The 14,710-nt window shown below is 71.7% G+C and carries 13 protein-coding genes and 1 pseudogene; 3 read left to right on the forward strand and 11 right to left on the reverse strand.

Annotation, left to right across the window (positions count from 1 at the left end):
• The first annotated feature begins 272 nt into the window (after nucleotides 1–272).
• Complete coding sequence (locus AB0D46_RS20840; protein WP_362879374.1) at nucleotides 273–644, forward strand: VOC family protein; 372 nt, start codon at nucleotides 273–275, stop codon at nucleotides 642–644.
• Here the strand turns inward: AB0D46_RS20840 and AB0D46_RS20845 are convergent.
• Nucleotides 642–800, reverse strand: a pseudogene (locus AB0D46_RS20845) (dihydrofolate reductase family protein); the annotation flags it as partial. The gene AB0D46_RS20840 and the pseudogene AB0D46_RS20845 sit on opposite strands and share 3 nt — an antisense overlap.
• 82 nt (nucleotides 801–882) lie before the next feature.
• On the opposite strand from AB0D46_RS20845, the gene AB0D46_RS20850 reads away from it, so the two are divergent.
• Nucleotides 883–1,281 (forward strand): VOC family protein, encoded by a 399-nt coding sequence (locus AB0D46_RS20850; protein WP_362879376.1) that lies wholly within the window; start codon nucleotides 883–885, stop codon nucleotides 1,279–1,281.
• A gap of 109 nt (nucleotides 1,282–1,390) precedes the next feature.
• Here the strand turns inward: AB0D46_RS20850 and AB0D46_RS20855 are convergent, their stop codons facing one another.
• Both AB0D46_RS20855 and AB0D46_RS20860 read right to left on the reverse strand, forming a co-directional pair.
• Entirely contained in the window at nucleotides 1,391–1,672 is a 282-nt protein-coding gene (locus AB0D46_RS20855) for a hypothetical protein (protein WP_362879378.1), read from the reverse strand.
• 283 nt (nucleotides 1,673–1,955) lie between these two features.
• Nucleotides 1,956–3,515, reverse strand: coding sequence for an APC family permease (locus AB0D46_RS20860; RefSeq protein ID WP_362879380.1), 1,560 nt, complete (start codon nucleotides 3,513–3,515; stop codon nucleotides 1,956–1,958).
• Nucleotides 3,516–3,786: 271 nt separating this feature from the next.
• Here AB0D46_RS20860 and AB0D46_RS20865 point away from each other — a divergent pair, with 271 nt between their 5' ends.
• Complete coding sequence (locus AB0D46_RS20865) at nucleotides 3,787–4,884, forward strand: DNA alkylation repair protein (RefSeq protein WP_362879382.1); 1,098 nt, start codon at nucleotides 3,787–3,789, stop codon at nucleotides 4,882–4,884.
• Here the strand turns inward: AB0D46_RS20865 and AB0D46_RS20870 are convergent.
• The 8 genes from AB0D46_RS20870 to AB0D46_RS20905 all read right to left on the reverse strand — a co-directional run bounded on the left by AB0D46_RS20870 (nucleotide 4,826) and on the right by AB0D46_RS20905 (nucleotide 14,326).
• Nucleotides 4,826–6,037 (reverse strand): HTTM domain-containing protein, encoded by a 1,212-nt coding sequence (locus tag AB0D46_RS20870; RefSeq protein WP_362879384.1) that lies wholly within the window; start codon nucleotides 6,035–6,037, stop codon nucleotides 4,826–4,828. The genes AB0D46_RS20865 and AB0D46_RS20870 overlap by 59 nt on opposite strands.
• On the reverse strand, nucleotides 6,034–6,627 hold the full coding sequence (locus tag AB0D46_RS20875; RefSeq protein ID WP_362879386.1) for a DUF5819 family protein: 594 nt from the start codon (nucleotides 6,625–6,627) through the stop codon (nucleotides 6,034–6,036). The genes AB0D46_RS20870 and AB0D46_RS20875 overlap by 4 nt, the downstream gene beginning before the upstream one ends.
• 141 nt (nucleotides 6,628–6,768) lie before the next feature.
• A complete protein-coding gene (locus AB0D46_RS20880) occupies nucleotides 6,769–7,473 on the reverse strand; it encodes a hypothetical protein (protein ID WP_362879388.1) in 705 nt (234 codons plus the stop codon).
• Between the two features lie 459 nt (nucleotides 7,474–7,932).
• Nucleotides 7,933–9,414, reverse strand: a complete 1,482-nt coding sequence (locus AB0D46_RS20885; protein WP_362879390.1) for an aldehyde dehydrogenase family protein — start codon at nucleotides 9,412–9,414, stop codon at nucleotides 7,933–7,935.
• Nucleotides 9,411–11,150 carry a D-aminoacylase gene (locus AB0D46_RS20890; protein ID WP_362879392.1) on the reverse strand — a complete coding sequence of 580 codons (1,740 nt, stop codon included), beginning with the start codon at nucleotides 11,148–11,150 and terminating at the stop codon, nucleotides 9,411–9,413. The genes AB0D46_RS20885 and AB0D46_RS20890 overlap by 4 nt, the downstream gene beginning before the upstream one ends.
• Nucleotides 11,151–11,340: 190 nt before the next feature.
• On the reverse strand, nucleotides 11,341–12,468 hold the full coding sequence (locus AB0D46_RS20895; protein WP_362879394.1) for an LLM class flavin-dependent oxidoreductase: 1,128 nt from the start codon (nucleotides 12,466–12,468) through the stop codon (nucleotides 11,341–11,343).
• Between the two features lie 114 nt (nucleotides 12,469–12,582).
• Nucleotides 12,583–13,368, reverse strand: a complete 786-nt coding sequence (locus AB0D46_RS20900) for a glucose 1-dehydrogenase (protein WP_362879396.1) — start codon at nucleotides 13,366–13,368, stop codon at nucleotides 12,583–12,585.
• A 10-nt stretch (nucleotides 13,369–13,378) separates the two neighbouring features.
• Nucleotides 13,379–14,326 (reverse strand): LLM class F420-dependent oxidoreductase, encoded by a 948-nt coding sequence (locus AB0D46_RS20905; protein ID WP_362879398.1) that lies wholly within the window; start codon nucleotides 14,324–14,326, stop codon nucleotides 13,379–13,381.
• Nucleotides 14,327–14,710 lie beyond the last annotated feature (384 nt).

Below are 14,710 nucleotides of genomic sequence, written 5' to 3' on the forward strand. Positions count from 1 at the left end.
CTTCGTTTTTCCGTGGCGGGTCGGTCGGTCAAGGGTGGCCGTAGGCCATCGCGTAGCGACGCGACCGAAGGGAGCGCCCTTGAGGGACCGGCCCGCCACGGAGAGACGAAGACCAGCGGGAACCCCCCAAACCCGCCCTGATCCGGATCAACGGGGTTCCGCCACCCCCCGACCCCGCCCCCAGAACCGGCCCCGGCGCCCCCAGCTCCAGCCCCCCGCCCACACCATCAACTCGGTGGACACCGGTCCGGTCGTGATCGATAGTGCCGCCCATGAGCTCACTCGTGCGACACATCACCATCGACTGTTCCGACGCCTACCAACTGGCGCAGTTCTGGGCCGGGGCCCTTGACGGGGCCGTGGCCGACGATGACTTTCCCGGCGATCCCGAGGCGTTGGTCACCGCCGGCGGGACCGGGCTGCTGTTCGTGACGGTGCCCGACGCCAAGGCAGTGAAGAACCGTGTGCACCTCGACCTCCAGCCGCAGGACCGGTCCCGTGACGAGGAAGTGGAGCGCATGCTCGCCCTGGGGGCGACGGTCGTCGGTGACCGGCGGAACGCGGACGGGACCGGCTGGGTGACCATGGCCGACCCCGAGGGGAACGAGTTCTGCGTCGAGCGCAGCGCCGCCGAGCGGGGGTAGTTCGAGGGTGCGCAGGCCGCCGTCCGCCGGGAAGATCGATTTCCCGCCGCCCAGCAGCACCGGCAGGACGATGAGCTTCGACTCGTCGACGAGTCCCTCGGCGAGCAAGCCGCGTACCAGCGTGGGGCTGCCCATGACCAGCAGGTCGCCGGGGTCGGTTCTGGGGGCGGGGTCCGTTCACCTGACACATGCGGGGCCCGTTCCATCGCCTCCGGCGGGGGGCCCGTAGTCTCCCGCCATGATCGATTCACGGACCCACATCCGCGTGGCGCGGCCGTCCCTCGACCTGGAGGCAGCCGAGCGGTTCTACGTCGACGGGCTCGGGCTCGACGTCCTCTGGCGGACCTCGGGGCAGGTCGACGGGGAGCACGATCTGGTGATGGTCGGGCCGGCCGGGGGAGGCTGGCACTTCGAACTCACCCTGGATCCGCGGAGCCCGCTCGCGCCCGCGCCGACGCTCGACGACCTCTTCGTCGTCTACCTCGGGGAGGCGCCCGACGAAGCCTTGGTGCAGCGTCTGATCGACTGTGGCGGGACCCGGGTGGCCTCGCACAACCCGTACTGGGACGAGCACGGGGTCACGGTCGTGGACCCCGACGGCTACCGGTTGGTGCTCTGCTCCCGCACCTGGGGCTGAGCCCACCCGCAGCCACCCACAGCCCACCGGCCACCCGCCCCCGCCCCGACCCCGCCGCCGAACCGGACGTTCTGCTCCGGGTCGGCGTCGGCGCCTCGGGTTGTCGGGGTCAGTTCACGCTCGGGGCCTTGGGGAGTCCTGCGGACAGGGCACCGCCCGCGCCGGCCAGAGAGGCCTCGGTGGCCTTGGAGGCGGAGCCGGCGGCCTGGGAGGTCACGGCGACGGCGGTCTTGGTGTCCTGGACGGCCTGCCCCGGGTGGTCGACGATGTCGGTGACGCGCTGCGTGATCGGGGGCGCCTCGACCGGCGATTCGTCGGCGTACGCGGCGACGGGGGTGAGTGCGAGGGCGGCGCCGCCGGTGAGGACCAGGGCGGAAAGGGTGCGCTTCATGGCATTCATGCCCCGCCCAACGACCCCGCCGCTCCCCGGGTCACTGCGACTCCGTCCACAACCGCCCCGCGCGTTCCCCGCGGCACGCCCCGCGCGTTCCCCGCAGGACGCCCCCCGACTTCCCCGCACGACGCCCCCGCGCGTTCGCCGCCGGTCATCGACGCGCCGCACGCCCGCGGCCCGACGCGCCGCACGCCCGCGGCCCCGCGCCGGGAGGAACCGGTGCGGGGCCGCGGGGAGGACACGGGCGGGCGAGCGGGCGGGAGGGCGCTGCGATCGGAGGTCAGTCCTCGACCACCAGGGCCGGGGTGGACTTGGTGAGGATCTCGCCGCGGAAGAACGCCGGGCTGCGACGCTCGGTGACGATCATGATGACCAGGCCCAGGGCGAGCAGGCCGACGCCGATGACGAAGACGCTGCCGACGCCGAGGACGGTGGAACCGGATCCGTACGACGGGTTCCACATGTCGATCAGGGTCTTGAAGAAGACCGTGGCGAGGAGCAGGCCGCCGAGGACCGGGAAGACGCCCTTGAAGAACAGGTCACGGGCGGAGCGGCGCAGCTCGCCGCGGAAGTACCAGGCGCAGGCGAAGGCGGTCAGCGAGTAGTAGAAGCAGATCATCAGGCCGAGCGCGAAGATCGTGTCGGTGAGGACGTTCTCGCTGACGAGGGTCATCACGGTGTAGAAGACGCCGGTCGCGATGCCCGCCATGACGGTGGCGCGGCCGGGGGTCTTGAACCGCTCGTGGACCTTGGCGTAGGAGGGCGGCAGCGCCTCGTACGTGGACATGGCGAGGACGGTGCGGGCCACGGGGATGAAGGTGGTCTGGAGCGACGCCGTCGCCGAGGCGAGGACCGCGACGAAGAGCAGGATGCCGAGCATCGGGCCCATGACGGGGCCGGCGAGGGCGGCGAAGACGTTGTCGCTGGTGTCCGGGTTGCCGAGGCCGAGGCCGGTGGCGCCGGAGCCGACGGCCATCTGGGCGGCGACGCCGGTGGCCAGGTAGGAGCCGACGAGGACGACCATCGCGATGAGCGAGGCGCGGCCGGGGGTCTTGGTGGAGCCGGTGGTCTCCTCGTTGGTCGCCAGGCAGGCGTCCCAGCCCCAGTACATGAAGATCGAGAGCGAGAGTCCGGCGGTGAAGGCCGCCATGGACTCGACCGCGAAGGGGTTCATCCAGGACCAGGAGAAGTCCAGGCCGGTGTCGAAGGTGCCCGCGGAGGCCTTCTGGAAGGCCATCGCGACGAAGATCGCGAGGACGGCGAGCTGGAGGCCGACCAGGGTGTACTGGACGCCCTTGGTGGCGGTCATCCCGCGGTAGCTGATGGCGGTCGCGGCGGCGATCAGGATGAGGCAGGTGACGATGTGGACGAGCTTGTTGTCGTCCAGGGCCGCGATCGACTCGTTGCCGCTGATCTCGCCGGCCAGGAGCCAGAAGTACGAGGTGGCGACGCCGGCGAGGTTGGAGAGGACGATGATCGTGGCGATCACCAGGCCCCAGCCGCACATCCAGCCGATGCGGGGGCCGAAGGCCTTGACCGTCCAGGTGAAGGAGGTGCCGCAGTCCGGCATGGCCTTGTTGAGCTCGCGGTACGCGAAGGCGACCAACAGCATCGGCAGGAACCCGGCGAGGAAGATCGCCGGCATCTGCATGCCGACCTCGCCGGCGGTGGAGCCGAGGGTCGAGGTCAGGCAGTAGACGGGGGCGACGGTGGAGATGCCGATGACGGCGCTTCCCACCAGGCCGACGGACCCCTTGCCGAGCCCCTTGCCGCGAACGTCGCCCTCGGCCACGCCGCTTACCGTGTCTCCGACCTGAGGTCGAACGTCCAGCTGTGTCATGAGTCAGGACGTTAGACGCTGCGGTTTCCTCATCCGGAGGGCTTAAGTCCAGTAGTTCATAGGGCTAAATCCCTTGGAATCCCGAGGGCGGGACTGTTCACACTCCCGCAATACAAGGTTCACTCAGGCATCCAATCGCGCTTCGGAAGGCTCCGGGCCCGACCTTCCGGAATGCGGAAACCGCAGCTGCGCCCGATTTGCCCCAATCAAAACTTTCCCGTGCAAATTTTGGGACCGGCGCCACCAAGGCCCCGGCCGCCACAATGGCCCCATGCCCACAGCCGACGAGCTCCTCAGCGCGGATACCGTCAGTAACCTGGCCCGAACGCTCGCCCGGGCGGCCCGCGCCCCCCGCTCTCCCGCCCTGCTCACCTGCGCCGCAGCCCTGGACGGCCTCGGCTACGGGGCGCGCGTCGCGGCCGTACGCGACGCCGTCCTCGCCGACCTGCCGGACGACTGGCCGGCCTTCGAGGCCGTCGTCCGCACTGCCCTGGAGGACCCCGGGTTCGCCGGCTGGATGACCTTCCCCGTCAACGAGGCCGTCGCGGTGCGCGGGCTGGCGGCCTTCGAGCCCGGCCTCGCCCTGCTCCGCGACCTCACCCCCCGCCTCACCGCCGAATCCGCCGTACGCCCCTTCCTGCGCGCCGACCCCGGGCGCGCGCTGGCCGTCGTACGGACGTGGACCGGCGACCCCGACCCGCACGTGCGGCGGCTCGCCAGTGAGGGCACGCGGCCCCGGCTGCCCTGGGCCCCGCAGCTGCCGGCGTTCGTCGCCGACCCGCGCCCGGCCGTCCCCGTACTGGACGCCCTCCACCGCGACCCCTCCGCGTACGTGCGCCGCTCCGTCTCCAACCACCTCAACGACATCAGCCGCGACCACCCCGACCTCGCCGTCGAGACCGCCGCCGCGTGGCGCTCGGACCCCGCCGCCACCACCGACCGCGTCGTACGGCACGGACTGCGCACCCTGATCAAGGCCGGCCACCCCGGCGCGCTGGCGCTGCTGGGGCACTCCCCCGACGTGGCCGTCACCGTCCGCGGGCCGGTCGTCGCGACCCCGCGCGTCACCGTCGGCGAGTACCTCGTCTTCGGGTACGAGGTCACCCACACCGGCCCGCTGCCGGCCGAGCTGGTCATCGACTACGTGATCCACCACGTCAAGGCCAACGGCACCCGCACCCCGAAGGTCTTCAAACTGACCACCCGCGCCCTGGCCCCCGGCGAAACCCTCACCGGCAGCCGGCGGCACTCCTTCAAACCGATCACCACCCGCCGCTACCACCCCGGCGAGCACCTGGTGCAGCTCCAGATCAACGGTCGGGTGCGGGGAGAGGCCGGCTTCTGCCTGGACCTCCCGGACGGGCCCTGACCGCGCGCGTCACGCCGTCTCCCAGCCGGCGGAGCAGGACGGTCGGCAGGAAGAGCAGGTCCGCCGCGACCATCGTCAGGGCGAAGTAGGGCAGGCCGAGCAGGATCCCGATCCCCGCGTGCATGGACATCATGATCAGGACCATCACGGTCCGCAGGCGGGTGCTGAAGAGCGTGAAGGGGAAGGCGACCTCGACGAGCACCGTGCCGTACGTCAGCAGCAGGACGATCGCACCGCTGCTCGCGATGAAGTGGGACAGGGCGGGCCACGGCGTGACGTTGCCGAGGTGCAGCACGTAGTAGAGCGCCGAGCCCTCCTGCCAGAGGGAGCCCTGGATCTTGTACCAGCCGGAGGCCGCGTAGATCAGGCACACCTGGGCCGCGATCACGAACATCGCGCCGGCGTGCACCACGTTCCCGACCATCTCCATCACGGTGCGGGGCTCGCCCGGCGCGTAGCGCCGCACCAGCCACCACGCCAACTGCACCAGGGAGAAGCCCCACAGCAGCAGCGCCCAGCCCGTGCTCAGCAGGCCCAGTCCGGTGACCAGGGCCAACACGGCCGTGAGGAGCGCCCACAGGACGATCCCGACCGGATCCCGGCCGCCGTCGTGGCCGCGCGCGGCCCGGCGCGCGTCCAGCGACCAGACCCGGCCGCAGCGGGTCAGCACGAGGTAGAGCGCCATGACGTGGATGACGTTGTCGCCGCCGTTCCCGACGAAGGGACTGCGGTTCTGGAGGGCCAGCACACCGATCATGAAGAGCAGGGAGGCGGTGCGGGTCCGCCATCCGAGGAGCAACATCACCGCCGCGGCGATCGCCAGCACGTAGACGATCTCGAACCACAGCCGCCCGTCGTTCCACAGGAGGATGCTGAAGGCGCGGGTGCTCGCGTTCCATTCGCGGGCCATGCCCCAGCTCCAAGCGCTTTCCGTCCCGAAGAGCGCGTTGCGGTGGACCCACTCGCGCAGCAGCAGGACGAGCCAGGCGACCGCGAAGCCGATCCGGACGACGGCCGACTGGTACGGCGCGACGGCCTCGACGGCGATGCGGGCGATCCCCCGCCGGGCGGTGGCACGGATGCCGCGTGGCGGTGGGGCGGGCGGAGGCGGTTCGGACGTGTGGCCCGGCGTGACGGCTGAGTACGTGGTCACTTGAGGTCCTCCGCCCCGACGGCCCACCACGGCTGGACCAGGTAGGCGGTCCGGGTGTCGATCCGCTGGTCGCTCCAGGAGGGCGCCCCCACCGGTGTGACGGCCGAGCGCAGTTGGACGGACCGGATGGTGCCGCCGTCGATCCGCGGTTCCAGTCGGTCGACGGCGAGGCGCAGCAGGAGGCGCTGTGTCAGCTCCCCGAACTGGCCGATCGGGCGCCCCTGGTCGTCGAGCGAGTAGATGTAGTTGGTCCAGGCGAGCCGGAGTTCGTTCTGGTTCGCTTCGCTGGGGAAGGGGTGGTGCAGGATCCCCTTCTCGTCGATGGCGGTGAGGTCCACCCAGTCGGTCTCGGTGAGGCCGAGGCCGTCACGCCCGTTGGGCATCAGGACCTGTGCGCGGGCCTGCACATGGATGTTCGCCGACTGCGGGTTGGGGGCGAAGAGCTGCCATTCCTGGGTGAACTCGGGTGCGACGTACTTGTTGATGACCGCGGCGTGCTGCCGAGAAAGGGCGTTCGGTGGGGCGTTGTTGAGGAAGAGCATCGTCATGTGCAGGGCGGCCGCGACCATGACGGCCGCGACAGCGAACACGATGATTCCCACCGAGGTGCGGGAGAGGCCGAACAGTGCGCCCGGCCCGGCGACTTCGTCATGCGGCGATCCGGTGGGCCGGCCCGCGCCTTCCGGGGGGTCTCCGGTCGGCGCGTTCCCGCCTCTCCCCGTCCCCATGCCTCAGCCCGCGTTGCCCTGGACGTTGCCCTGGGCTCCGCCACCAGCGGCGTTGCCCTGCACGTTGCCCTGAGCGTTGCCCTGGGCCCCGCCGCCTTCGGCCTTGCCCTGAACATTGCCCTGGACATTGCCCTGGGCCCCGCCACCAGCGGCGTTGCCCTGCACGTTGCCCTGAGCGTTGCCCTGGGCCCCGCCACCTTCGGCCTTGCCCTGAACATTGCCCTGGACGTTGCCCTGGGCCCCGCCACCAGCGGCGTTGCCCTGCACGTTGCCCTGAGCGTTGCCCTGGGCCCCGCCGCCTTCGGCCTTGCCCTGAACATTGCCCTGGACGTTGCCCTGGGCCCCGCCCCCAGCGGCGTTGCCCTGCACATTGCCCTGAGCGTTGCCCTGCGCATTGCCTTGGGCGTTGCCCTGGACGTTCCCCTGGACGTTGCCCTGGGCGTTGCCCTGCACGTTGCCCTGCGTGTTGCCCTGGGCGTTGCCCTGCGTGTTCCCTTGCGTGTTGCCCTGGGTGTTGCCCTGCGCTCCGCCGCCCTGGGCCTTGCCCTGGACGTTGCCCTGCACGTTGCCCTGGGCTCCGCCGGTCTTCCCGCCCGCAACCATCCTGCAGTTGGAGAAGGTAGGAGTCTGACCCTCGTTGACGGCGACGACGGTGAAGGACTCGGCCTTGGGGCGGGTCACCTTGAACGCCCCTCCCACGGGGTTCACGGTGATGTTCGTCCCACCGCCTTGGAGCTTTCGCGGAGCCGTGAAACCTTCACCGGTGACGGTGACGTCGTTTCCGGGACCGGGCGTCACCGTGCAGCTTGCGGAGGGCACCGCCTGGGCGGTGCTCGCGAAAGCGAACGCGCCGGACAGTACGAACGAGGACGCGATCAACGCAATCGAGGCGCGTCTGGTGGACAGATGCATGATGGTGCTCCCATCAGGGACTGGCGGGAGAGGCGGGCCGCCGGAAAGCCGCCTCTGCTCATCGCCGGGGCACAGAGCTGTGACCTGGGGGCGGACGGGTGCGCTTTCCCCTGAACCCCGGCCGTCGCTTCATTCCGGCGGCAACCTGAAGGCCGGACGATGCCCTGCCCTTCCCATGCTCCCCCTCCCTTCCCGGGGTGTCGACCGGGGGCACGCTCATGCGGACGGCCCCCGGTCGCGGATCCCGGCCCCGCCTCAGCCCGGCCAGACGATCGACTGGACCTCGCTGTAGGCGTGCAGGGCGTACGAGCCCACGTCACGGCCCACGCCCGACTGCTTGAAGCCGCCGAACGGCGCCTCCATGTTCCGGCCGATCGTGTTGATGCCGACGCCGCCCGCCCGGAGCCGCCCCGCCACCCGGAAGGCGCGCGCCGAGTCCCCGGACCAGACGTAGGACAGCAGCCCGAAGTCGCTGTCGTTGGCCAGCGCGACGGCCTCGTCCTCGCCGCCGTCGAAGGGGACGACCACGACGACCGGGCCGAAGATCTCCTCGCGCACCACGCGCATGTCGTTCGTGCAGTCCACCAGCAGGGTCGGCGCCACCCAGAAGCCCCGACCGGCCCCCACCACGGGGCGTTCCCCGCCGTGGACGATCCGAGCCCCTTCCTTGCGGCCGAGTTCGACGTACGACTCCACCCGGTCGCGGTGCGCCGCCGAGATCACCGGCCCGACGACGGTGCCGCGTTCGGCCGGGTCGCCGACCTTCATGAAGGCCAGGTAGCCGGTCAGCTTCTCCACGAGCTTCGCGTACACGGAGCGGTGCACGATGACCCGGGTCGGGGCGGTGCAGATCTGTCCGCTGTAGAAGGAGAAGGTGGTGCCGATGCCCAGGACGGCGGAGTCCAGGTCGGCGTCGTCCAGGACGATCGCCGCGCCCTTGCCGCCGAGCTCCATCAGCTGCCGTTTCATCGTCCGTCCGCACACCTCGGCGATGCGCTGCCCGACGGCGGTGGAGCCGGTGAAGGACACCATGTCCACGTCCGGGGAGTCCACGGCGGCCTCGCCGACCTCCACCGACGTGCCGGAGACCACGTTGACGACGCCGGCGGGGACCCCGGCCTCGTGGAGGGCCTCGGCCATCTTGAACACGGACAGCGGGTCCTGCGGCGCCGGCTTCACCACGACCGTGTTGCCCATGGCCAGGGCCGGGGCGACCTTGCCCGCCGGGTTGGCCCACGGGTTGTTGTACGAGGTGACGCAGGTGACGACCCCGACGGGCCGGCGGACCTCCAGGGCGCCGAGGATGGCCGCCCGCCCCATCGGTCCGGCCTCGGTGACCTGCGGGGGCAGTGCCTTCTCGACGGGTTCCAGGGCGCCCCGGGCGTACCGCCGGAACCGGGACACCCCCACGCCGACCTGCATGCCGCGCGCGATGCCGGTGGGCGCCCCGGTCTCGGCCCGCGCGAGCGCCGCCCAGGGTTCGTACTCCCGCTGCATGATGTCGGCGGCCCGGTCGAGGATCGCCGCCCGCGCCTCGGGCGTCGTGCGGGACCAGGCGCCGAAGGCCTCCGCCGCCGCCCGGCAGGCCTCCGCCACCTGGGCGCGGCCCGCCTCGGGGGCGAGGCCGACGACGGATTCGTCCGCCGGGTTGATGACCTCGTAGTGCCCGCCGGCGGGCTCGACCCGTTCGCCGCCGATCCAGAGCCGCTGGGGCGTCCCGCTCGCGTCCGCGCTCATCGGGTGCTCACCGTCCTGGTGTGCCGGCCGGAACGGAGCACGGTGCCGGGGACGGCGCCCGTCACCTCGTCGTCGCGGATGGTCTCCACGCCGTTGACGCGTACGGAGACGATGCCGATGGCCCGGGCGTCCAGGCGCGGGCTGTCCCCGGGCAGGTCGTGCACGAGCGTGGCCGGGCCGGCCTCGATGCGTTCGGGGTCGAACAGCACCAGGTCGGCGTGCCAGCCCTCGGTGACGCGGCCGCGTTCGCGCAGCCCGAAGAGCTGCGCGGGGTCGTCGGTGAGCATCTTGACGGCCTGTTCCAGGGGGACGAGCTTGCGGCCGCGCAGGCAGTCGCCGAGGAAGCGGGTCGTGTACGGGGCGCCGCACATCCGGTCCAGGTGGGCGCCGGCGTCCGAGCCGCCGAGCATGACGTCCTCGTGCTGCCAGGTTTCGGCGCGCAGGGTCCAGCTGGCCGGGTCGTTGTCGGTGGGCATCGGCCACAGGACGGTGCGCAGGTCGTCGTTGGCGCAGATCTCGACCAGGCAGTGGAAGGCGTCCAGGCCGCGTTCGGCGGCGATGTCGTCGACGACGCGGCCGGACAGGCCCTCGTTCTCCTTGCTGTACGTGTCACCGATGACGTAGCGGCCGAAGTGGGCGAGCCGGCGGAAGACGCCGGCCTCCTTGCTGTCGGCGCGGCGCAGCATCTCGGCGCGTACGTCGGCGTCGCGGAGCTTCGCGATCCGTTCGGGGACGGGCAGGCCGAGGACCTCGCCCCAGCCGGGGATGAGGTTCAGGGCGCAGAAGGTGCCGAGCGACATGTTCATCGGAGTGAGGATCGGCATGGTCAGCGCGACGATGCGGCCGCCGGCCTGCCGGGCGCGGGTGCTGGGGACGAGCTGGCGGGGGACGCGTTCGGGGACGGAGGCGTCGATGGTCAGGACGTTCCAGTTGAGGGGCCTGCCGGCGGCCGCGCTCATGTCGACGAAGAGGTCGATCTCCTCGTCGGAGAACTGGTCGAGGCAGCCCGCGACGATGGCTTCGAGCTGGGTGCCCTCGTGCTCGGCGACGGCGCGGGACAGCGCGAGGAGTTCGGCGGGTCCGGCGTGCCGGGAGGCGACGGGCTCGCCGGCGCCGTCGGAGTGCGTGGAGGACTGGGTGGTCGACAGGCCCCAGGCGCCGGCGTTCATGGCGTCGTGGAAGAGGTCGAGCATCTGCCGGAGCTGCTCGGGGGTGGGTTGGCCGCCGACGGCGTCGGCGCCCATGACGTGCCGGCGCAGGGCGCAGTGGCCGACCATGAAGCCGGCGTTGACGGCGATGCGCCCTTCGAGGGCGTCGAGGTATTCGCCGAAGGTGGACCAGGTCCAGTCGACGCCCTCTTCGAGGGCCTTGAGGGCCATGCCCTCGACCTTGCTCATCATGCGGCGTGTGTAGTCGGCGTCCTCGGGGCGGTCCGGGTTCAGCGGCGCCAGGGTGAAGCCGCAGTTGCCGCCGGCGACGGTGGTGACGCCGTGGTTCATGGAGGGCGTGGCGTACGGGTCCCAGAACAGCTGGGCGTCGTAGTGGGTGTGCGGGTCGATGAAGCCGGGCGTCAGCACGAGGCCGGTCGCGTCCTCGGTGGTGCGGGCCTCTTCGGTGACGGTGCCGGGGGCGCCGATGGCGGCGATCCGGCCGTCCCGTATGCCGACGTCGGCTACGCGCGCGGGGGCGCCGGTGCCGTCCACGACGGTGGCGCCCTTGATCAGGTGGTCGAGCATGGCGTCCCTTCAGCGGGTGCGGTGTGGTCGCGGCGTGCGCCGCCGTCGGAGCGGCGGGGTGCGCGTGCGGCGTGCGCGCCGCTGCCCCGGCCGGAGGGCGCCGGGCCGGCCGCGGCCCGTGGCGACCTCCGGCCGGGGCCGGTGCGGGGTGGCGGTCCGGGAAGACGCCGCCCCCGTGCGGTGGGTGCCGTCAGGAGCCGGCGGCCTCGCGGAAGCGGGTGGTGCGGTGGACGGGGTCGGTGTCGATCTCGGGGATGACGTGTTCGCCGAGGAGCTTGATGGTGGTCATCGTGTCCTCGTACGACACCCCGGTCGGCAGTCCGAAGGACAGCTGGTCGGCGCCGGCCTGTTCCCAGCGCTTGCACTGCTGGAGGACCTCGGAGGGGTCTCCGCAGATCATCAGCTCCTCGGCGATCAGCAGCTCGATGATCTCCGCGTTGTACTCGGGGAGCAGCTCGGGCCACTGCGGTATGGCCTCGGGCCGCGGGAAGGTGTCGTGGTAGCGGAAGACCAGCGACTGGAAGCGGTTCATGTTCGCGTTGACGGCGATCTCGACGGCCTTGTCGTGGGTCTCGGCGCAGATCGCGGTGGAGGTGACCATGACGTTGTCGTTGACGAAGGCGCCGATGGCCTTCGCCTCCTGGATGGCCGTCTTGTACTGCTCCAGCACCCACTCCATGTCGGAGACCTTCTGGACGCTGAACCCGAGGACGCCGAGGCCCTTCTTCGCCGCCATGGCGTACGAGGAGGGGGAGCCGGCGGCGTACCACATGGCCGGGTGCGCCTTGCCGTACGGCTTGGGGAAGATCTTGCGCGGCGGCAGCGACCAGTGCTTGCCCTGGAACCCCTCGTACTCCTCCTGGAGGAACATCTTGGGGAATTCCGCGATGGTCTCCTCCCAGATCTCCTTGGTGCCGTTCATGTCCTCGATGCCGGGCAGGAAGCCGAGGATCTCGTGGCTGCCGGCGCCGCGGCCGGTGCCGAACTCGAAACGGCCCTTGGAGAGGTGGTCGAGCATGGCGACCTTCTCCGCGACCTTCACCGGGTGGTTCACCGGGGCGAGGGGGTTGAAGATGCCGGAGCCGAGGTGGATGCGCTCGGTGGCGTGCGCGAGGTAGCCGAGGAACACCTCGTTCGCGGAGAGGTGGGAGTACTCCTCCAGGAAGTGGTGTTCGGAGGCCCAGGCGTACTTGAAGCCCGACTTGTCGGCCTGGATGACGTACTCGGTCTCCTCGATCAGCGCCTTGTGCTCTGCCTCGGGGTCGACCCTGGACCGTGACTCGGCCACGTATCCCTGCACGAAGAGCCCGAATTCCAAGGGGGTTCACCGTCCTTTGATTTCTGACGCTGCGTCAGATTCGATGTCCCGACTGTTCCACCGCCGGGGCGTGAGCGTCAATACCTGACGCTCCATCAGATACGGGGCCCGTGGCTAGAGGATGCTGACGCCCGCCATCCAGCCGCCGTCGATGACGAACGGCTGGCCGGTGATGTACGAGGAGTCCTCACCGGTCAGGAACAGCGCCAGCCGGGCCACCTCCTCCGGCCGCCCCACCCGGCCCATCGGCACGACCCGCTTGTACAGCTCGGCCATCGCGTCCCTGGCCTCGTCCGTGATCCCGGCCGGGTCCAGCAGGCCCGGATTGGCCATCGGGGTGTCCACCGCCCCCGGGCACATGGCGTTCACCCGTATCCCCTTGGCCGCCAGCTCCAGCGCCGCCACCCGGGTCAGGCCGAGGATCGCCGCCTTCGTCGCCGCGTACGTGCCGACGTACGCCATGCCCGTCAGCCCCGTGTACGACGAGGTGTTGACGATGGTCCCGCCGCCCGCCGCCGCGATCTCCGGGGCGACCGTCTTGATGCCGAGGAAGGCCCCGACCTGGTTGACCTGGACGACCTGCTGGAACTCCTCCAGCGGGGTCGCCGTCAGCTCGTTGAACCGCAGGATGCCCGCGTTGTTGACCAAGCCGCTCACCGGCCCGAACGCCTCCTTCGCGGCGGCGATCGCGGCCGCCCAGTCCCCCTCGCGGCTCACGTCCAACCTGACGTAGCGCGCCCGGTCCTCCCCGATCTCCTTGGCGACGGCCGCCCCCTGCTCGTCGAGCACGTCGCCCAGCAGCACCTTGGCGCCCTCGGCGGCGAAGAGCCGCGCCTCCTGCTCGCCCTGTCCGCGCGCCGCACCCGTGATGATGACGACGCGCCCGTCCAGCTTGCCCATGCCCGTGCCCCTAGTCGTTGAGGAGCGGAGCCACCTCGGCCCCGAAAGCGGTGATCTGGTCCACGAGTTCGTTCCGGTCACGGCTGCGGAAACGGACCTGGATCTGGTCCACGCCGAGCGCCGCGTACTCGCGGAGGGACTCCGCGAGCGCCTCCGCCTTACCGGTGAGGGCCCGCCGGCCGGTGTCCCAGCCGGGCTCGCCGACGTAGAGCGCCTCGGTGATCGCCCCGATCTCCAAGGGCCCGGTGACGCCGGCCGCCTCCCTCAGCTCGCGGATGCGGGCGACCTGCCCCGGGATCTTCTCCCGCGGGTCCCCCTGCGGGAGCCAGCCGTCGCCGCGCACGGCGGCCCGGCGCACCGCGGCCGGCGAGGAGCCGCCGATCCACACGGGGATCCGCGCCTGGGCGGGCCGGGGCAGCTGGCCGAGGTCGCGGAAGGAGAACCGCTCGCCCGCGAACTCCGGGTACTCCTCGGGGCCCAGGGCGGCGCGCAGGGCGTCCAGGGTCTCGTCGAGCACCGCGCCGCGGCGCTCGAAGTCGACGCCGAGCACCTCGAACTCCTCCTGGACGTGACCGGCCCCCACCCCGAGGATGAGCCGGCCCCCGCTGAGGTGGTCGAGCGTCGCGTACTGCTTGGCGGTGACCAGCGGGTGGCGCAGGCCGACGATCGCGACGTGGCTCAGCAGCCGCACCCGCTCGGTGATCCCGGCGAGGAAGGCCAGGGTGGCCACCGGGTCGTACCAGACGGTGCTCATCGGGCCGGCGAGGCGCCGCGGGACGGCCACGTGGTCGCAGGTGGCCACGTACCCGAACCCGGACCGGTCCGCCGCTCGGGCCACCTCGGCGAGGTCGACCGCGCCGGCGGAGGCCTCCCAGGGTTCGGCGTAGATGGTGCTCTGCGACTGGATCGGGAGCTGCATCCCGTACGCCAGCCGGCCTTCCGGAAACACGCGTGTCATGCCGGACCCGCCTCGCCTTCGTCTGCCGGTCGTCTGCCGGCGCCTGCCGGTCGTCCGCCGGTCGTCCGCCCCGGCGCGCTGTCGACGCGGACGGCGACGCGCGCGGCGAAGCGCGCCGTCGACGCGCCCGGGGGCTGCGGGGCCATCGTCGTAGCTGACGGTTCGTCAGGCAAGAGGGGCGGCGCGGTCCCGGCGGAAACGGAGGGGGCCGCGGAGGTGCCGGCGTACGGGTGCGCGGGCTCGGCGCGGTGGTGCGATCGGGGCGGGCGCGGGGCGCGGACGGAGCAGGCGGAGCGGGCGGAGCGGGCGGAGCGGGCGGAGCGGGCGGAGCGGGCGGAGCGGAAAACGGACGGGCCGGGTGCGGCGTCGCGCGACGGGGAGGGG

Origin of the sequence: Streptomyces sp. NPDC048383, from assembly GCF_040651775.1 — a bacterium.
Classification (GTDB): domain Bacteria; phylum Actinomycetota; class Actinomycetes; order Streptomycetales; family Streptomycetaceae; genus Streptomyces.